General features: G+C 62.9%; 16 protein-coding genes and 1 pseudogene. 8 read left to right on the top strand and 9 right to left on the bottom strand.

Annotated elements, in window-relative coordinates; translation table 11 throughout:
- Positions 1-74: 74 nt before the first annotated feature.
- Positions 75-3,782, bottom strand: coding sequence for a methionine synthase (gene metH / locus J5X93_RS15625; protein ID WP_090344815.1), 3,708 nt, complete (start codon positions 3,780-3,782; stop codon positions 75-77).
- A gap of 173 nt (positions 3,783-3,955) precedes the next feature.
- On the opposite strand from metH, the gene J5X93_RS15620 reads away from it, so the two are divergent.
- From J5X93_RS15620 to J5X93_RS15600, 5 genes are all read left to right on the top strand, one after another.
- Complete coding sequence (locus tag J5X93_RS15620) at positions 3,956-6,256, top strand: fatty acid cis/trans isomerase (RefSeq protein WP_043206919.1); 2,301 nt, start codon at positions 3,956-3,958, stop codon at positions 6,254-6,256.
- Between the two features lie 214 nt (positions 6,257-6,470).
- On the top strand, positions 6,471-7,505 hold the full coding sequence (locus tag J5X93_RS15615) for an acyltransferase family protein (RefSeq protein ID WP_090344817.1): 1,035 nt from the start codon (positions 6,471-6,473) through the stop codon (positions 7,503-7,505).
- A gap of 58 nt (positions 7,506-7,563) precedes the next feature.
- On the top strand, positions 7,564-8,148 hold the full coding sequence (gene nfuA / locus J5X93_RS15610) for a Fe-S biogenesis protein NfuA (protein ID WP_043206916.1): 585 nt from the start codon (positions 7,564-7,566) through the stop codon (positions 8,146-8,148).
- A gap of 233 nt (positions 8,149-8,381) precedes the next feature.
- The gene (locus tag J5X93_RS15605; RefSeq protein WP_043206915.1) at positions 8,382-8,990 is read left to right on the top strand and encodes an SCO family protein; all 609 of its coding nucleotides are present in this window, start codon (positions 8,382-8,384) and stop codon (positions 8,988-8,990) included.
- Positions 8,990-9,469, top strand: a complete 480-nt coding sequence (locus J5X93_RS15600; RefSeq protein WP_070571594.1) for a copper chaperone PCu(A)C — start codon at positions 8,990-8,992, stop codon at positions 9,467-9,469. The genes J5X93_RS15605 and J5X93_RS15600 overlap by 1 nt, the downstream gene beginning before the upstream one ends.
- 118 nt (positions 9,470-9,587) lie before the next feature.
- On the opposite strand, the gene J5X93_RS15595 is transcribed toward J5X93_RS15600, so the two are convergent.
- Entirely contained in the window at positions 9,588-9,815 is a 228-nt protein-coding gene (locus J5X93_RS15595; RefSeq protein WP_043206911.1) for a hypothetical protein, read from the bottom strand.
- 255 nt (positions 9,816-10,070) lie between these two features.
- Here J5X93_RS15595 and J5X93_RS15590 point away from each other — a divergent pair.
- Positions 10,071-10,194: pseudogene (locus J5X93_RS15590) on the top strand (MFS transporter); the annotation flags it as partial.
- Between the two features lie 65 nt (positions 10,195-10,259).
- Here the strand turns inward: J5X93_RS15590 and J5X93_RS15585 are convergent.
- The 7 genes from J5X93_RS15585 to J5X93_RS15555 all read right to left on the bottom strand — a co-directional run bounded on the left by J5X93_RS15585 (position 10,260) and on the right by J5X93_RS15555 (position 15,591).
- A complete protein-coding gene (locus J5X93_RS15585) occupies positions 10,260-11,093 on the bottom strand; it encodes an AraC family transcriptional regulator (protein WP_043206909.1) in 834 nt (277 codons plus the stop codon).
- The gene (locus J5X93_RS15580) at positions 11,090-11,404 is read right to left on the bottom strand and encodes an AzlD domain-containing protein (protein WP_043206906.1); all 315 of its coding nucleotides are present in this window, start codon (positions 11,402-11,404) and stop codon (positions 11,090-11,092) included. Before J5X93_RS15580 ends, J5X93_RS15585 begins: the two co-directional genes overlap by 4 nt.
- Positions 11,401-12,102 carry an AzlC family ABC transporter permease gene (locus tag J5X93_RS15575; protein ID WP_043207072.1) on the bottom strand — a complete coding sequence of 234 codons (702 nt, stop codon included), beginning with the start codon at positions 12,100-12,102 and terminating at the stop codon, positions 11,401-11,403. The genes J5X93_RS15580 and J5X93_RS15575 overlap by 4 nt, the downstream gene beginning before the upstream one ends.
- A 93-nt stretch (positions 12,103-12,195) precedes the next feature.
- On the bottom strand, positions 12,196-12,858 hold the full coding sequence (locus tag J5X93_RS15570) for a hypothetical protein (RefSeq protein ID WP_043207070.1): 663 nt from the start codon (positions 12,856-12,858) through the stop codon (positions 12,196-12,198).
- Between the two features lie 190 nt (positions 12,859-13,048).
- A complete protein-coding gene (locus tag J5X93_RS15565; protein WP_090344819.1) occupies positions 13,049-14,143 on the bottom strand; it encodes a hypothetical protein in 1,095 nt (364 codons plus the stop codon).
- A gap of 39 nt (positions 14,144-14,182) precedes the next feature.
- The gene (locus tag J5X93_RS15560) at positions 14,183-14,812 is read right to left on the bottom strand and encodes a LysE family translocator (RefSeq protein ID WP_043206902.1); all 630 of its coding nucleotides are present in this window, start codon (positions 14,810-14,812) and stop codon (positions 14,183-14,185) included.
- A gap of 2 nt (positions 14,813-14,814) precedes the next feature.
- A complete protein-coding gene (locus J5X93_RS15555) occupies positions 14,815-15,591 on the bottom strand; it encodes a YqcI/YcgG family protein (RefSeq protein WP_043206900.1) in 777 nt (258 codons plus the stop codon).
- A gap of 154 nt (positions 15,592-15,745) precedes the next feature.
- Here J5X93_RS15555 and J5X93_RS15550 point away from each other — a divergent pair, with 154 nt between their 5' ends.
- Both J5X93_RS15550 and J5X93_RS15545 read left to right on the top strand, forming a co-directional pair.
- Complete coding sequence (locus J5X93_RS15550) at positions 15,746-16,666, top strand: LysR substrate-binding domain-containing protein (RefSeq protein ID WP_043206898.1); 921 nt, start codon at positions 15,746-15,748, stop codon at positions 16,664-16,666.
- 125 nt (positions 16,667-16,791) lie between these two features.
- Positions 16,792-19,152 (top strand): DNA polymerase II, encoded by a 2,361-nt coding sequence (locus tag J5X93_RS15545; RefSeq protein WP_182819116.1) that lies wholly within the window; start codon positions 16,792-16,794, stop codon positions 19,150-19,152.
- Positions 19,153-19,169: the final 17 nt, after the last annotated feature.

Genomic DNA, 19,169 nt, shown 5'->3' with positions numbered 1-19,169 from the left:
CCCACAAGGATCACTGTGAACCCTATGGGAGCGGGTTTACCCGCGAGAGTGCCGCAGCGCGGCCGCCTAGCAGATCAGCTCTCGTAACCGAGGTTCGGTGCCAACCAGCGCTCGCTGACGCTGATGTCCTGGCCCTTGCGCGCGCTGTAGCGCTCGATCTGGTCTTTGTCCACCTTGCCCACGGCGAAGTACTGCGCCTGCGGGTGAGCGAAGTACCAGCCGCTGACCGCCGCTGCCGGGAACATGGCGAAGTGTTCGGTAAGGAACACACCGCTCGGCCCGGTCTCGCCGATGGCTGTGCCGTCGAGCAGGCGGAACAGCGTGGCTTTCTCGGTGTGGTCCGGACAGGCCGGATAACCCGGAGCAGGGCGAATACCGCTGTACTGCTCCTTGATCAGCGCTTCGTTGTCCAGGTGTTCGTCCTTGGCATAACCCCAGTACTGCTTGCGGACCTGCTCGTGCAGCCACTCGGCGCAGGCTTCGGCCAGGCGATCGGCCAGGGCCTTGACCATGATCGAGTTGTAGTCGTCGCCTTTGTCCTGGTAGGCCTTGGCCACTTCCTCGGCACCGATACCGGCGGTGGTGATGAAACCGCCGACGTAATCGGTCACGCCGCTGTCCTTGGGCGCGACGAAGTCGGCCAGGGAGAAGTTCGGCTTGCCGTCCGGCTTGATGGTCTGCTGACGCAGGTGGTGCAGGGTGGCGAGCTTCTCGCCGTTGTCGCCGTAGACCTCGATGTCGTCATGCTCGACCTGGTTGGCCGGCCAGAAGCCGAAGACCGCACGGGCACTGATGAGCTTTTCGTCGATCAGCTTGTCGAGCATCTCGCGGGCATCGTTGTACAGCGAGGTAGCGGCCTCGCCGACCACTTCGTCGGTGAGGATACGCGGGAATTTGCCGGCCAGGTCCCAGGAAATGAAGAACGGCGTCCAGTCGATGTATTCGGCCAGTACGCGCAGGTCGATGTCCTCGAGCACCTTGACGCCCGTGAAGGAGGGCACCGCTGGGGTGTAGCCGGCCCAGTCATACTGAGGCTTGGCGGCGATGGCCTGGTCGTAGCCCAGGCGCTCGGTGCGGGCGCTGCGGTTGGCGGTGCGCTCACGGACTTCCACGTATTCTTGGCGGGTCTTCTCGACGAAGGCCGGCTTGAGTTCCTTCGACAGTAGCTGAGTGGCCACGCCCACCGCACGCGAGGCGTCGGTGACGTAGACCACCGCGTCGTTGGAGTACTTGGGCTCGATCTTGACCGCCGTATGGGCCTTGGAGGTGGTGGCACCGCCGATCATCAGCGGCAGCTCGAAGCCTTGGCGCTGCATTTCGCGGGCGACGTGGACCATTTCGTCCAGCGACGGGGTGATCAGGCCGGAGAGGCCGATGATGTCGCATTTCTGCTCTCGGGCGGTCTGCAGGATCTTCTCCGCTGGCACCATCACGCCCAGGTCGACGATGTCATAACCGTTGCAGCCAAGCACCACGCCGACGATGTTCTTGCCGATGTCGTGCACGTCGCCCTTGACCGTGGCCATGAGGATCTTGCCCTTGGCCTCGGGGGTATCGCCTTTCTCGGCTTCGATGAACGGGATCAGGTGGGCCACGGCTTGCTTCATCACTCGGGCGGACTTGACCACCTGAGGCAGGAACATCTTGCCGGCACCGAACAGGTCGCCAACTACGTTCATGCCGCTCATCAGCGGCCCTTCGATGACCTCGATGGGGCGCGCGCACTGTTGGCGGCACTCCTCGGTATCCTCGACGATGAAGGCGGTGATGCCTTTGACCAGCGCGTGCTCCAGGCGTTTTTCCACCGGCAGCGTGCGCCACTGTTCGTTTTCCACTTCCTTGGTCGCGCCGCCGCCCTTGTAGTCGTCGGCAATCGCCAGCAGTGCGTCGGTGCCGTGCGGGGTGCGGTTGAGCACCACGTCCTCGACCTTCTCGCGCAGCGCCGCCGGGATCTCGTCGTAGATTTCCAGTTGGCCGGCGTTGACGATGCCCATGGTCAGGCCGTTCTTGATGGCGTGGTAGAGGAATACCGAGTGGATCGCCTCGCGCACCGGGTTGTTGCCGCGGAAGGAGAACGACACGTTGGACACGCCGCCGCTCGACAGGGCGAATGGCAGATGGTCGCGGATGTAGGCGCAGGCTTCGATGAAGTCCACGGCATAGTTGTTGTGTTCCTCGATGCCGGTGGCCACGGCAAAGATGTTCGGGTCGAAGATGATGTCTTCCGGCGGGAAGCCCACTTCATTGACCAGGATGTCGTAGCTGCGCTGGCAGATTTCCTTCTTGCGCGCGGCGGTGTCGGCCTGGCCGACCTCGTCGAAGGCCATCACCACCACGGCGGCGCCGTAGCGCTTGCACAGGCGGGCATGGTGCTTGAATTGCTCGACGCCTTCTTTCATGGAGATCGAGTTGACGATGCCCTTGCCCTGGATGCACTTGAGGCCCGCTTCGATTACCTCCCATTTGGAGGAGTCGATCATGATCGGCACCCGGGAGATATCCGGCTCGCCCGCGATCAGGTTGAGGAAGCGGACCATGGCAGCCTTCGAATCGAGCATGCCTTCGTCCATGTTGATGTCGATCACCTGCGCGCCGGCCTCGACCTGCTGCAGGGCCACTTCCAGTGCTTCGGTGTAGTTCTCCTCGCGGATCAGGCGGGCGAACTTGGCGGAACCTGTGATGTTGGTGCGCTCGCCCACGTTGACGAACAGCGACTGGCGATCGATGGTGAACGGCTCCAGACCCGACAGGCGGCAGGCCTTGGGGATGTCCGGAATTTCGCGTGGTTTGTACTTGGCCACGGCCTCGGCGATGGCCTGGATGTGCGGCGGGGTGGTGCCGCAGCAACCGCCGATGATGTTGAGAAAACCACTGGCAGCGAATTCCTCGACCACCGCGGCCATTTCAGCCGGGGTTTCGTCGTACTCGCCGAAGGCGTTGGGCAGGCCGGCGTTGGGGTGGGCCGAGACGTGGGTGTCGGCCTTGGTGGCCAACTCTTCAAGGTAGGGGCGCAGGTCCTTGGCGCCCAGGGCGCAGTTCAGGCCTACGGAGATTGGCTTGGCGTGGCGCACCGAGTTCCAGAACGCCTCGGTGGTCTGGCCCGACAGGGTACGGCCGGAGGCGTCGGTGATGGTGCCGGAGATCATGATCGGCAATTCGACGCCGTCTTCCTCGAACACTTGCTGCACGGCGAAGATCGCCGCTTTGGCGTTGAGGGTGTCGAAGATGGTCTCGATCAGCAGCAGGTCGGCGCCGCCTTCGATCAGGCCGCGGGTGGCCTCGGTGTAGTTTTCGACCAGCTCGTCGAAGGTGACGTTGCGATAGCCCGGGTCGTTGACGTCCGGGGAGATCGAGCAGGTGCGGCTGGTAGGGCCGAGCACGCCAGCGACGAAGCGAGGCTTGTCCGGGGTTTCCAGTGTCTTGGCGTCGGCCACCTGGCGGGCGATGCGCGCGCCTTCGACGTTGAGCTCGTACACCAGCGCTTCCATGCCGTAGTCGGCCTGGGAAATCTGCGTGGCGTTGAAGGTGTTGGTCTCGAGGATGTCGGCGCCGGCGTCGAGGTAGGCTTTCTCGATCGAGGCGATGACATCGGGGCGGGTGAGCAGCAGTAAATCGTTGTTGCCCTTGACGTCGCTTGGCCAATCGGCGAAGCGCGTGCCACGATAGTCGTGTTCCTCGAGGCGGTAGCTTTGGATCATAGTACCCATGCCGCCGTCGAGGATCAGTATGCGCTCCTTGAGTGCTTGCTGGAGTGCTTGGAAACGAGCGCTGCGGTCGGACATAGGAACTACCTGGTCGGGCGAATTTCGGAAGGTGCTGAATAATAACAAAGCTGCACGGATTTTAGGCGTGCCGGCCATTTGCATGAATTTCCTTCATGTTGGTGAGCGCGCCAAAGCACCCAAGGACCGGTCAGGCAATCGTGATGGCTTTCAGGAATCAGGACATTCGGCACATGGTGCATCGTTTACTTGCTGGCGCTTTCGCCCTGCTCATCAGCGGCGTGGCGTTCGGGCAAGCCCCTCAATCGAGCCCGGCGATTTCGTACACCCGGGACATTCAACCGATCTTCACTGAGAAGTGCGTGGCCTGCCATGCATGCAACGACGCGGCCTGCCAGCTCAAGCTGGAAAGCCCAGAAGGTGCAGTGCGCGGTGCTTCCAAGACGCCGGTGTACCAGGGGGAGCGCAGCAAGGCGGTGCCCACCACGCGGCTGTTCTATGACGCCCACGACGAGCAGGCCTGGCGCAAGATGGGCTTTTATTCGGTGCTCGACAACCAGGGCAGCCAGGCCGCGTTGATGGCACGTATGCTCGAGCTGGGTCACAAAACGCCGCTGACGCCCAACGCCAAGCTGCCCGAGGAGATCGTCTTGGGGCTCAACCGTAACAACATGTGCCCATTGCCCCATGAGTTCGACGCCTACGCCGGTGCCCACCCCAAGGAGGGGATGCCGCTAGCTGTCACCGGGCTCACCGATGCCGAGTACCAGACCCTGCAGCGCTGGCTGGCGGCCGGTGCGCCGGTCGAATACCAGCCGATCCAGCCCAGCGCCATCGAGTCCCGGCAGATCGCCGAATGGGAAGAGCTGCTCAACCGTCCGGGTTCCACCGAGGCCCTGGTGGGCCGCTGGCTGTACGAGCATCTGTTCCTGGCGCATGTCTATTTCACCGGGGGCGAGCCGGGGCACTTCTTCCAGTGGGTGCGTTCGCGCACCCCAAGCGGCAAGCCGGTGGACATCATCGCCACCCGCAGGCCCAACGACCCGCCCGGCACTGACTTCTATTACCGCCTGATCCCGGTACAGGGTGTGATCGTGCACAAGACACACATCACCTACCCGATGGGCCCGCAGAAGCTCAAGCGCGTCAAGCAACTGTTCTACAGCGGCGACTGGCACGCCACGTCACTGCCGGGGTACGGCCCGCGCCACCGCTCCAACCCGTTCGAGACCTTCGAGGCGATCCCGGCGGTGGCGCGCTACCAGTTCATGCTGGACAACGCCGAATACTTCGTGCGCACCTTCATCCGTGGCCCGGTGTGTCGTGGGCAGATCGCCACCGATGTGATTCGCGACAACTTCTGGGCGCTGTTCCAGGAGCCGGCCCATGACCGCTACATCACCGATGCCGAGTACCGCGGCAAGGCGACACCGCTGCTGGCGATGCCTGGGCAGATCGACGACGTGGGCAGTGTGCTGAGTCTGTGGCATGCCTATCGCGACAAGCGCAACGAGTACGAGAAGCTGCGTCGCGAAGCTTATGCCCAGATGCCTGCACCGAGCTGGTCGACCCTGTGGGCGGGCAATGACAATGCGCTGCTGACCATCTTCCGCCACTTCGACAGCGCGTCGGTGAGCAAGGGCCTGATCGGCGACGTGCCGCTGACCACCTGGTTGTTCGACTACCCGCTGTTCGAGCGCACCTACTATCAATTGGCGGTGAACTTCGATGTATTCGGCAACGTCTCGCACCAGTTGCAGACCCGCCTGTACTTCGACCTGATCCGCAATGGTGCCGAGATCAACTTCCTGCGCCTGATGCCGGCCGACCAGCGCGGCGCGATCCTGAGCGACTGGTACCAGAACAGCGGCAAGGTAAAGATGTGGCTCGACTACGAGGACATCGACACCAGTACACCAAGTGCGCTGAAGCTGGACGAGGCAAATCCCAAGCGTGATTTCGGCCTCAAATTGCTGCAACGCACTGGTAGCCTCAACGCGGCGCCCGATCCGATCAACCGCTGCACTGGTGCCCATTGCTCGCGTCCGCAGATGAGCGCCGAGTTCCAAGATGCCGAGCAGAGTCTTAGCCGCCTGGTCTCGCGCCCGGCTGCCGGGCTCAAGGTGATCAACCAGTTGCCCGAGGCGACCCTGCTGCGCATCGAAGGGCAGGGCGGCCAGCGCCAGGTCTACAGCCTGTTGCGCAACCGCGCCCACAGCAACGTCGCCTTCCTGCTCGGCGAGGCCTATCGCTACCAGCCAGGCCTGGACACGCTGACCCTGTACCCGGGCGTGCTCAGCAGCTACCCGAACTTCATCTTCAACATCCCGACCCAGGATGTACCGGAGTTCGTCGAGGATATGGAGGCTGCCCGCGACGATACGGCCAAGTTCGAGCGGATCGTCATGCGCTGGGGCGTGCGCCGCAGCCACCCTGAGTTCTGGCGCTACTTCCATGACCTGAACACGTTCATCAAGGAGACCGAGCCTGTGGAAGCGGGTGTGCTGGACATGAACCGCTACGAGAACCTTTGATCGGGTCGGGCTGACCTTTTCGGATACGTTGCGGTCGGACCTGCCGGGTGGTCCTGATCCATCGCGGGGGCTGCGTGGCAGCCCTTGGCGGGTAAACCCGCTCCCACGGTTTCGCCGCAAGCCGTGCGCAAGCGGGTTTAGCTTCGACGAGCGCGCAGTGCGCGCCGCTGCGTTCGATCGGGGCCTCAATGCACCGAAAACCGCAGGAACCGGCATGCTGTATTCGCTTCAGGCTCTCCGGGCATTCGCCGCCTGGGTGGTGGTCTGCCACCACTTCATGCAGATCTTCTTCGACTTCCACGCTACCGGGCCGATCGGCCGACTGCTCGCCGAACGAGGCGCCGTGGGCGTGGATATCTTCTTCGTCATCAGCGGGCTGGTGATATACCTCTCGACCCGCGACAAACCTATCGCGCCCGGGCAGTTCCTGCTCAATCGGGTGCTGCGCATCGTTCCTGCCTATTGGTTCTACACATTGCTGATGGCCTTGCTGTTGCTGGTGGCCAGTCGCTGGATGCCGCACCAAGTGTTCGACGGGCAGCATCTGCTGCTGTCACTGTTGTTCATCCCGGCGGAGAACCCCGGCGGCTACGGCTTGTATCCGACACTCAACGTCGGCTGGACGCTGAACTTCGAGATGTTCTTCTACCTGTTGTTCGGCCTGGCCTTCCTGGTGCGACGGCGACACCATCTGTTGCTGGTGAGCGCAGCTCTGTTGATGGTCAGTGAGGTGCTTGGACGCATGGGCGTACTGAGCCGCTTCTACAGCAACGGCATCATCTACGAGTTCTTGCTGGGCATCGGCATTGGCGTGCTGTACCGCCGCGGGCTGGTGCGCGAAGGGCTGTGGTTGCCGCTGATGGTACTGGGGTTGGCGGGGTATGCCTTGTATCAGCTGGATGCCTCCGTGCGCCTGCTGCACTGGGGCGTGCCGAGTGCGTTGGTAGTGTTGGCGTTTGTCGCACTGGAGCCGTATTTCCATGGCAACCGGGTGCTCAAGGCACTGGGCGACTGCTCCTATTCGGTGTACTTGATTCACGTGCTGGTGCTCTATGGCGGCTGGTTCGCCAGTCAGCGCCTGGGCTTGAATCCCTATGCGGTGTTTGCCGTCTGCGTGCTGTCCATTGGACTAATGTCGTGGCTCAGCTTCCACTGGCTGGAGCGCGGCCTGTACCGGCGTATGCAGGCCTGGTTGCGTGAAGACAGGGAGCCAGCCCAGGTGCTGGCGCTTTCCCGAGTCAAATACTAGGACTTTGTTCGGGGGCCAGGTTGGCGTACACTTGCCGACAAGTCTGTGAGGAACTTCCATGAGCGCTATAACCATTACCGACGCCGCCCATGATTACCTGGCCGATCTGCTGTCCAAGCAGAACACCCCGGGCATCGGCATCCGCATTTTCATCACCCAGCCGGGTACCCAGTACGCTGAAACCTGCATTGCCTACTGCAAACCAGGCGAGGAGAAGCCCGACGACACGGCCGTGGGCCTGAAGAGCTTCACCGCGTACATCGATGCGGTCAGCGAGCCGTTCCTGGAGGACGCGCTGGTCGACTACGCCACCGATCGCATGGGTGGTCAGCTCACCATCAAGGCACCCAACGCCAAGGTGCCGATGGTCAACGAGGACAGCCCGCTCAACGAGCGCATCAACTATTACCTGCAGACCGAGATCAACCCGGGACTGGCCAGCCACGGCGGCGCCGTGAGCCTGGTGGATGTGGTCGATGACGGCATCGCCGTGTTGCAGTTCGGCGGCGGCTGCCAAGGCTGCGGCCAGGCCGACGTCACCCTCAAGGACGGCATCGAGCGCACCCTGCTCGAGCGTATCCCGGAGCTCAAGGGTGTGCGTGACGTGACCGACCACAGCAACAAGGAAAACGCCTACTACTGATCCATGCTGCCTGGCGTGGGTTCATCCAGCGTTCTCTTTGCAAGATGTTGCACCTAGCAACAAAGTGTTACGGAATCAAGCCCTGCGACAACAGGCCGCAGCCCGGATTTCAAGGGCTGCAGGCCGATCCCTCCTTCGTCGGGTGGATGCCCCTGGGGTGTCATGCCAGAATGCCTCGGTTTTTTCGTCGGCCCATCCCAGGGGCCGGCACCTTCCCTATAAAGGATGGTTCCATGACTGATTTACTGACCCGGCGTGCTGTCGTCGCCGGGATGGGCGTTCTGGGGCTTGGCCTGCTGGCCGGTTGCAACCCGGCCCGGGGGCTCGAGTTCAAGTACGGCAAGAACATGAGCAACGAAATCCTCGGGCGCAAATTCCGCCTGAAGGACACCCAAGGCAACGAGCGCACCCTGTCGAGCTTCTATGGCTCCATGCCGATGATCTTCTTCGGCTTCACCCAGTGCCCGGCTGTCTGCCCGACCGCCATGGCGCGCGCGGCGCAAATCAGGAAGTTGCTCAGGGGCCGCGACCGCGACCTGTTCCAGGTGGTGCTCATCACCCTGGACCCGGAGCGTGATACCCCAGAAGTGCTCGATGCCTACGTCAAGGCCTTCGACCCGTCGTTCACCGCCCTGACCGGCACCCCCGAGGAAATCGCCGAGGTGGCCAAGGAATTCAAGGTGTTCTACGAGAAGGTCCCCGCCGGCGATACCTACACCGTCTCTCATTCGTCCACCAGCTACGTCTATGACACGCGTGGCACTCTGCGCTTGAGTCTTGGCCATTCCCTGACCGCCAAGGAATGCGCCGAAGACCTGGTCACCCTGATGGAGATTTGCTAATGGCTGTTTCACTGCAACCTGCCAAACGTGCGCTGGCCGTTCTGGCCATGATGGGCCTGGCCTTGCCGGCCCTGGCCCAGACCACCGTGAGTGATGCCTGGGTTCGCGCCAGCGTGCCGCACCAGCAGTCCACTGGCGCGTTCATGACGCTGACTGCCGACACCGACAGCAAGCTGCTCAGCGTGGCCTCGCCGGTCGCCAAGACCGTGCAGATCCACGAGATGAGCATGAAGGGCGACGTGATGAGCATGGGGGAGGTCAAGGCCGTCGACCTGCCCGCCGGTAAAGCGGTCTCCCTCGACCCTAACGGCTACCACGTGATGCTCATGGGCCTGACCCAGCAGGTCAAGGAAGGCGAGCAGGTGCCGCTGACCCTGACCATCGAAGATGCCAAGGGAACAAAGCAGACCCTGGAAATCCAGGCACCGGTTCGCCCGCTGGGGGCTGAAGCCGGGCATGATCACGCGCACATGCACTGATCGGTGGCATGGGCTGCCGCGCAGCCCAACGCGACACAAGGCCGCTCCCACCGTGTGGGCGCGGCCTTGCTACATAAAAGGGGCGCCAAAGCGCCCCGATCGACTTTACAAATACTGCTCAGCTACGAAACCTCGGCAAAGGTCGCTCGATGGTCAGCGAGGTCAAGGTCTTGCGTACCTGGGCGTCTTCGGCCTCCAGTGCCTTGAGGCTGGCGCGGATCTTGCCAGCCGCGGGCACATCGCCCTGCCGGTCGATCCAGTCGGCAATCTCCTTGCAGGCACTGCTCAGACAGGCTTGGCGCTGGTTCATCAGCGTCAGGAGGGTGGTGAGCTCTCTATCGGACATGGCAGGTTCCTCCGTTCAGCCCTTTCAGTGTAGCAGGGGGTGGGGCTCCTGCCTGATGTGGGGGCTAGGTACTCACTGCGCATCACCCTCACGTCTCGCGCGATGCACAACGACTGCATTATCCATTGAATGGCATATATACACGGCTTGGGTAAGACGGTCTTCATCCTCTCTATATGGGTCTTGTTCGGAGTGCGAGGCGTCTGTTGGAAGTGGTGTGGGGCAGATGTTGTTTACAATGTTTTGAGCGCGTGGTTCTCCTCGGAGGCGGCGGTTGGCTACGTTTTCTCGCTGCTGGCCACGGGTACCGTGCTGGGCGGCCTGCTCTACACCAGGGTTCAATCGACACACCTCGGTGCGTCTTGTGTTGCGCTATTGGGGGGCGACGCAAGGCATTGACCCGCCTGCAATTGGAGCTGCCTTTTTGAACTGTGTGACCGGGTGCTAAACGAACCGACACGCCTGCCGATACGCCCCCGGCGTCACGCCATAGGCCTGCTTGAATTGCCTGCTGAGGTGGCTCTGGTCGGCAAAACCCAGGGCGAAGGCGACTTCTGAGGCGGGGAGGCCGCTCTTGAGCAGCTCTCGGGCGCGGGACAGGCGGCGCTGCTTGAGCCAGGCGTGGGGTGGCAGGCCGGTGGCCTGGCGGAACACCCGGGCGAAGTGGAAGGGGGAGAGGTTGACCGCTGCGGCCAAGGCTTCGAGCGACGGTGGGTCGGCCAGCTGGCTTTCGAGCAGTTCGCGGGCGCGGGCCACAGCGCGCGGTTCGTTGCCGGGGGCGGGCGCCTCGGCGCCGTGGCCATGGCGTTGTACCAGCGCCAGGACTGCCTGGCGCCAGGCGGTCTGTTGTTCCAAGGCGCTTGCGTCGGACTCCGACAGCCGATGCAACTCGCTGAACAGGGCGGCCAAGGCGGGGTCCTGGATCACGCTGTCCTTGAAGTGCGGCATGCCATGGCGACCCAGCTCCAGCTCGTCGAGCACGCCGGTGACCCGTTCGTGCTCGGGGTAGAAGCCACGATAGCGCCAGCCTGCCTCGTGTGCCGTGGCGCCGGTGTGCAACTCGTCCGGGTTGATCAGCACCATGCTGCCCACCGGTGCCAGGTGCTCGCTGCCACGATGCCAGAATCGCTGGGCGCCGGACTCGATCACAGTGAACACGTAGCCTTCATGCACATGGGGGGCGAAGCGTTGCTGGAAATACCGCGCGTGCAGCATTTCCACATCGCCCAGTGCCGGGGCTTGCCAGAGGTGGGTCTGTTCGCGCGGGGGCGTGTTCATGCCAGCCAACTGCGCAGGAGGAAGAAGATCAACATGCTCACCAGCATGCTCAGCAACACACTGCGGGTCAACAGCACCAGGGCGATGGCCACCAGTGAGCCGAGCAGGTAGGGGTTGGTGAGGCTCAGGTCCAGTTGATGCCCAGGCAGGAAGATGATCGGCCCGCAGATGGCCGTCAGCATGCCAGGTACGGCGAAGCCCAAGAATTGCCGGGCATTGGAGCTCAGGCGCAGGGGCAGGCGCGGTTCCAGGAAAGCGTAGCGGTTAAGAAACACCACAAGGCCCATGGCGAAGATCAGCAGCCAGGTCATGAGCGGCCTCCGGTGAGTTTCTGGCAAGCGAAGCCGGCGCTCATGCCCAGCAGGCCGGCGGCGACCAGAGCGGTCTCCCAATGCCAGTGGCTGAACAGCACCGAACACAACAGCGACACCGCCACGCACACCACTGTCGGTAGGTTACGCACCAGCGGTGCGATCAACGCGACGAACGTGGCGACGATGGAAAAGTCCAGGCCCAGCTGGTCCAGGTGTGGAATGTTCTGGCCTAGCAGGATGCCGGCCAGGGTGAACAGATTCCAGGCCACATAGAACGTCAGGCCGACGCCCAGGGCGTACCAGCGGTTGAACTGCTGTTGGTCGTAGCGGCTGGTCAGGGCAAAGAATTCATCGGTGAGCAGAAAGCCCAGCCCCAGGCGCCAGCGCAGCGGCTGGCCGGACAGCACCGGACGCATGCTCAGGCCGTAGAGCAAATGTTGGGAAGTCAGCAACAAGGTTGTGAGCAGGATCGAGAACAGGTTGGCACCGCCCTTGAGCATGCCGATCGCTACCAATTGCGCGGCCCCTGCGAAAACGATGGCCGACAGCCCTTGGCCCTCCCAGGCGCTGAGGTTGGCCTCGATGGCCATGGAACCGGCGAGCAGGCCCCAGGGGGCTACGGCCAGGGATAAGGGCATGATGGCGATGGCGCCATGGAGGAATGCTTGGCGGGCGACAGGTGGGCTGCAGGGCATGGTGGTGACTTGAATCGGCAAGGCAGTCCAGCATGCCAGAGCGGATGGGGCATGGCTTGAACATTCTTGCTGCCTGCCCCTTGCTAAGCGAGTCTAGCGTTTGCTGGTCAGGTGTCGTTGGGCTGCGGCGCAACCATTGATGTCCACTGCCTTTTGCAGCAAGGTCTGGCGTTGTTGAGGATCGAGGTCGCCGAGCAGACGATACACCTCCGCCTGGTAGTCCCGCTGGCGCCCCCACTGCATTTCCAGGCCTTGGGGTTGACTGCGGTTGCAGGCCAGCCGTATCGCAGGCTGAGGGTAATAGGCGGCATAACGGGTGGCCATGCTGGGGATCGCTTCCAGCGCCTGACGGTAGGCGGGGCTTGCGTTGTAAGGCGGGCACCAGGTCGCGATCGCCGGGGCGGGTGGCGCGAATCCTTGTTGCAGGCTGGCTTCGAGCAGCGGGCAGGCCGCATCCGGAATTTGCGCCGTCGGCAGGTAGGTCATGTAGTACAGCGCCAGGCGGTACTGGGCGACCGGATGGTTGAGTGCCACCGATTTTTTCAGCAAGGCCACGGCGGTGGGTAGGGTTCGCGCCAGGGCCTGGCCTTGGCGGCTGAGTTCCGGGTCGCTGCCAATCGAGGTGCGCAGTGGGCTGGGGCTGTCGTCCTGGAGGTCGGCCTGCTCCAAGAGGGGCAGGGCCTGGCGGTAGAGCAGATCGGCATGGGGGTCGATCTGTACTTCCAGCGCTTGGGCGTCGAGCGCCAGCACGGCCATGAACAACGGCGACCAGAAGAAGGCGCGGTTCACAGGTAGGCCTCGCAGGCGGACTGGCCAGGGTGGGCCAGATACGGCAGGACGGCTTCGATCATCATGGCAGTTACGCATGTACCTCAAGCGAATCAAGAGCGACGACGCCGTATTCTAGCCACCCAACGCTGCCTGCCGAAAGGCCAATCCTGTTTTGTCAGACTAGCCTGACGGGCGGTGGTCGATAATTGGCGTGCTTTTCCTGGGCCAGCCCGAGCTTGGCGGTGATCACCTTGGCCAGTGCACTGTTGCCCAAGTCGTTGAAATGCAGGCGGTCGACGAACAACGGTTGGTCGAACATCGCGCAACTGCTGAGCATGCAGTTCATGTCATAGCAGGGCACCTGCGCGGCCTGTTGCTTGATGCGTCGAAAGAAGTCCGTGTGCAACTGGCTGTCGAAGACGTCGGCCAGCAGGCGGTCGAAGTTCGTCGGCTGGCGTTGCAGGTGCTGCAGCATGAGCTGCTCGCCCTGTGGAATGGCCTCCCGGCACCAGGGCAACAGGGGCTGAAGGATGAAGGTGAGGGTGGCGTAGCCACCGCCCAGCAGGCGGTCCCACTGCTGCAGGCTGCGGCCGATGGTGTCGGCGGCGCGTGCCAGGCGTTTGTCGGGGGGCGACAGCTTCCAGGCGGGGGCCGGCGATTGTCTGCGAGGCGCCAGGGCTTGGCCCAGGCGGCGCCAGAGCGACTCGCCGGGTGGTGGATGGGCGGTGTGCACGCCTTCGTTGAAGCTGTTGAGCAGGTCCTGGTAAGCCAGGGCGTGCCCTTGTTCGTGATCGCCCGCCAGCACTTCGCCCAACGCCTCGTGTGCCAAGGTGTTCAGGCCGCTGAGTACGACTACGTGGCCGACCTCTGTGAAGCGATGTTGGTGGGTCAGGAACATCAGCAGTTCCTGAGTGGCATTGAGGCCGCAGCCGGCCAGGCTCAGCCAGACCTCGCCGGTCAGCGCCGACAGGTAGGAGGCGATCGTGTGTTTGTCGGAGCTGGCGCCGATCCCCAGGGTGGTCGAACCACCTACCAGCAGATTGACCCGCTTGACGCCGCTGTGCTCGGTCACCGAGCAGCGTCTGTCGGCACAATGGCTGTAGCGCATGCCATGGCTGTCGGTGTTGATGGTGCCGGAGCGATAGCCTCGTTCATGCATGTAAAGGGTATGCGGTGCGCGACGGCTGCCCAGTAGCAGGAAGCGCTGATAGTCCTGCTGCAGGGGAAGAGGGCTGCCCTGGACGTTCGTGTCATGGTCGATCGGTCTCATGGGCGCTCCTTTGGCACGCGAGGTCGAGGGTGGCGCGGTTCAGCCGGCCAGCTCCTTGATGTTGTAGGCCAGTCCGGCAAGGGCAATCAGCAACAGGGCAATGCCCGAGGCAAGTGTGATGATGCGGTTGCTGCGTTGCGAGGCGATCTTGCCGATGGCGAATATGTACAGGCTGAGCACGGCGAAATCGATGGCAATCCACAATAGCGACAGCACCACCATGCTCTTGCCGAACGATTCGGTGATCTGGATGAACTGCGGGAAGAAGGAAATGAAAAAGATGATGTCCTTGGGGTTGGAGATGCCCACCATGAACCCCTGGAGCAGCCCGCCGCGTCCAGGCTGTTCAGGGGCCTGCGCTGGCACGTCGAGGGCTGGCGCTTGCAGCGCTTCCCGAAGGGTAGTGATGGCGATGTAGGCGATGAACAGGCAGCCCAGCAGGCTCATGCCGCTGAGCCAGGTCTTGTCGACCGCAGCGCTGGTCATGATGATCCAGGCAGCGGCGGCGATCAGGACAAGCGAAGCCCAATTGGTGCCGATGGCGGTCGACAGCGCCTTGCGCGAGCCTGAGGTAGCCGCGGTATTGACGATCAGTGCCACCACTGGGCCAGGGGTGGCGATCAGCAGCAGCACGGTGAGGGCATAGGTGGCGGTGAGTGCGGTGTTCACGGTCAGTTCTCGATCAGGGTTTCAGGTGTTGCATGCGCATGGAATGGGCAGCGCGAAGGGTTGAGCGAGCCCGGTTCCTGGAGTTGATACTGGCGCCATTCGAAATTGTCCTCCTGGCCGAAGAAGCCCAGGGTATCGGGTACGACGCCATCGTTGTAATGGCGTACCCGCTCGCGAATGCGTGCACGGATGCGACGGCCGCTTTCGGTGGCGGCGCTGGCGACCTCGTCGAAGCTCTCCCGCGGGTTGATGACGAAGGCGATGTGCGCGCCCAAGTTGCGGCTTTTCATCTGCCGGTGGGCCGGGAAATTCATGTTGATGAACAGCGCCATGCCAGCGAAGCAGAACGACCAGCCGCTGTCATGAGGGTCTGTGGGTAGCGTCCGAGGCCAGGGTTGCGGGTCCAGTTCATGGACTTGTTGCAGCACCGACCAGGCCAGCGCCTGCTGTTCGGCCAGCGTGCTGTCTGGCTCGGTTTCGAGAAACACCAGCAAGGGGTTGCCGATGCGCTGCCTGAGCGGGATGGGTTCGAGGATGCTCACGTAATCGGCGAGCCCTCGGGCAATGTCTGTCGCCAGTTGCGTCGCGCGCGCGAAGACAAGATGGCAGGTGCCGGCGGCGACCGCCTTGCGGCCGAACAGGCAGGGAAAGTCGGGATGGCCGAGCAAGGTACGAAACTGTGCGAGGGTTTGATACGCCCAATGTTGGCATTTTTGGATATGTTCAGCGGCCAGCTCTAGCGCATCCAGGCGATAGCAATTTCCATAACCCGTAAACATGGTGTCCCCAGAGATTCAGTGACATCTAAGCAAGATGTATGCGGTTTCCATTGTAAATTTGTGATTTAACAGCATTTTCTGAGAACCCTCCGACGTTGTAAAACGTGTGGAACTATGACCTACTATTAGTCTCACTCATGCTTTGGGCAGGACCATGTCAGAACGGATTCAAGCACTCCACGCCTTACGCGCCTTCGAAGTGGCCTCGCGCTACGGCTCCTTCACCCGAGCAGCCCAGGAGTTGGCCTTGACCCAGGGAGCGGTAAGCCATCACGTCAAGACCCTAGAGGCCATGTTCGGCTGCGACCTGTTCGAGCGGCGCGGACCCAAGCTGCGCCTGACCGAGCATGGCCGGTTGCTGGCCCAGGAGCTCAAGGTGGGTTTCAAGATCATCGAAAACGCCTGCGCCTTACTGCGTCAGGACCGCTACGGCCTTCGTCTGAAGGCGCCTTCGACGCTCACTGTGCGCTGGTTGCTCAAGGCGCTGGATGGCTTCAAGAAAATCGACAATAGCTGCACTGTGCAGTTGTCGAGCGTCTGGATGGACATCGACACGGTGGACTTCTATTCCGAGCCCTACGACTGCGCCATCCTGTTGGGCAATGGACGCTTCGCCGCGGATGTCGAGAGCCTGAAACTGTTCGACGAGTGGCTGATCCCGGTGTGCCATCCTGAGTATCTTCAAGGCGCTGAGCCGGGGCTATCTGCGCTGCAGCATTGCGACCTGTTGCACCCCTCGCCGGATCGGCGCGACTGGCGGCGCTGGCTGGCGCGGATGGACGCCCAGGACATCAGCATCGACCAGGGACAGGTTTTCGACACTCTCGACCAAGGTATTTCGGCGGCCCAGCAGGGCCTGGGCATCTCGGTGGTCGACCTGGTGCTGGCCAGCGCCGACCTGGCTGCGGGCCGTCTGGTGACGCCGTTCAAGCACGCGGTGGCCACAGGTGATGGCTATTACATGACGTGGCTCAAGTCCAGCCCCAAGGCGCGCCACATGCAGCGCCTGCGGGACTACTTGCTCAGCCAGGTGCCGCCACTGGCTCACAAGGACATCGATTACCTCTACGGCTGATGACAAGCCCAGCGTACGGATCGGGCGCGCCCTGGATTGAATGGCCCCATGCAATCAAGACAGTCGCTCCCGTCCCGGCGCGGTAGAATGACGCTTTGCCAACGAACATGATCGAGGTCGACGCGGTGCAGTTGCAGCAGGGCTTTGTCCTCACCCGCCATTGGCATGACACGCCCGAGGGCACCTGCGTGGAGTTCTGGCTGGCCACCGACCAGGGCCCACGGCAGTTGCGTCTGGCGCCGCAGGTGTCGGTGGCGTTCATCGCAGCCGGGCAAGGCGAGCACGCGCGGCTGTTGCTGGGGAACGAGCAAGGGGTCGAGCTGCGCCCGCTTGGCTTGCGCGACTTCGAACAGCGTCCGGTATTGGGCCTGTATTGCCGGCAGCACCGTCAATTGATGCAACTTGAGCAGCGCCTGCGCAGCGCCGGCATCGAGGTTTTCGAGGCTGACATCCGCCCACCGGAGCGCTACCTGATGGAGCGTTTCATCACCGCGCCGGTGCTGTTCAGCGGTCAAGCCGATGCCCAGGGCGTGATCTGCGATGCCCATCTCAAACCAAACCCTGACTACCGCCCTGCGTTGCGCCTGGTGTCGTTGGACATCGAGACCAGCGAGCGCGGCGAACTCTACAGTATCGCCCTGGAAGGCTGCGGCCAGCGGCAGGTCTATATGCTGGGGCCGGCCAACGGCGATACCGGCGAAGTGGATTTCGACCTCGAATACTGCGAGGACCGCGCCCAGTTGCTTGAGCGCCTCAACCAGTGGTTCGCACGCCATGACCCGGACGCGATCATCGGCTGGAGCCTGGTGCAATTCGACCTACGCCTGCTGCATGAGCATGCCGCGCGTCTGCAGGTGCCACTGACCCTGGGACGCAACGGTGCGCCGCTGACTTTGCGCGCCCATGGCAGCCGCAACCACGTGTTCGCCGATGCCCCAGGCCGGCTGTTGATCGACGGCATCGAATCACTGCGCTCGGCCACCTGGAGCTTTCCGTCGTTCAGTCTCGAGAGTGTCGCCCAGACCCTGCTGGGCGAGGGCAAGGCCATCGACTCGCCCTACCAGCGCATGGACGAAATCAACCGCATGTTCGCCGAGGACAAGCCTGCGCTGGCGCGCTACAACCTCAAGGACTGCGAACTGGTCACGCGCATTTTCGCCCATACCCGTCTGCTGGAGTTTCTCCTGGAACGCGCCACAGTCACGGGCCTGCCGGTCGATCGCAGCGGTGGTTCGGTGGCAGCGTTCTGTCATTTGTACATCCCGCCCATGCACCGGCTGGGGTATGTCGCGCCGAACCTGGGCAGCCGCCCGGACGAAGCCAGCCCCGGCGGCTTTGTCATGGATTCGCGCCCTGGGTTGTACGATTCGGTGCTGGTGCTCGATTACAAGAGTCTGTATCCCTCGATCATTCGTACCTTCCTGATCGATCCGGTGGGGCTGGTCGAAGGCCTGGCCCAGCCGGACGATGCGCATTCGGTGGAGGGATTTCGCGGGGCCCGGTTCTCCCGTACCCGGCACAGCCTGCCGGCGATCGTCGAGCGGGTCTGGCAGGGCAGGGAGGCGGCCAAGCGCGCAGGCAATGCGCCGTTGTCCCAAGCACTGAAGATCATCATGAACGCCTTCTATGGTGTGCTGGGTTCCAGTGGCTGCCGGTTCTTCGACCCCCGGTTGGCATCGTCGATCACCATGCGCGGTCATCAGATCATGCGTCAGACCCGGGCGCTGATCGAAGCCCGTGGCTTCGATGTGATCTATGGCGACACCGACTCTACATTCGTCTGGCTCAAAGGGGCGCACAGCGAAGAGGCCGCCGCGCGTATCGGCCGTGAGCTGGTAAACGAGGTCAACCAGTGGTGGCGCCAGCACCTTGAGACAACCATGGGCCTGGACAGCGCCTTGGAGCTGCAGTTCGAAACCCACTATCGACGCTTTCTCATGCCGACCATCCGCGGTACCGACGAGGGCAGCAAGAAGCGCTACGCCGGCCTGGTCCGCCGCGCCGAGGGCCAGGAGGAGATGGTCTACAAGGGGCTGGAGTCGGTGCGCACCGACTGGTCACCGCTGGCCCGGCAGTTCCAGCAGGAGCTGTATGGACGTATTTTCCGCGGCCAGCCCTATCGGGATTATGTGTGCGATTTCGTGCGACGCACTTTGGCCGGTGAGCAGGATGACTTGTTGGTCTATCGCAAGCGCCTGAGACGTCCTCTGGCCGACTACCAACGCAACGTGCCCCCGCATGTGCGCGCCGCGCGCCTGGCCGATGAGTACAACAGCCGCCTGGGGCGAGCGCAGCAGTACCAGAACGGCGGCTGGATCAGCTACGTCATCACCACGGCCGGTCCCGAGCCGTTGGAAAACCAGCAGTCTCCGATCGATCACGAGCATTACCTGTCGCGTCAGTTGCAGCCAGTGGCCGACGCGATCCTGCCTTTCGTCGGTGATGACTTCGGCACATTGACCGGTCGGCAACTGCAGTTGTTTTGAGGTGGTAGCTATCTAGC

The organism is Pseudomonas sp. BYT-1, from assembly GCF_023611805.1.
GTDB classification, from domain to species: domain Bacteria; phylum Pseudomonadota; class Gammaproteobacteria; order Pseudomonadales; family Pseudomonadaceae; genus Aquipseudomonas; species Aquipseudomonas guariconensis.
The sequence above is the reverse complement of the archived record's forward strand: the minus strand, read 5'-3'. Positions and strand labels throughout refer to the sequence as shown.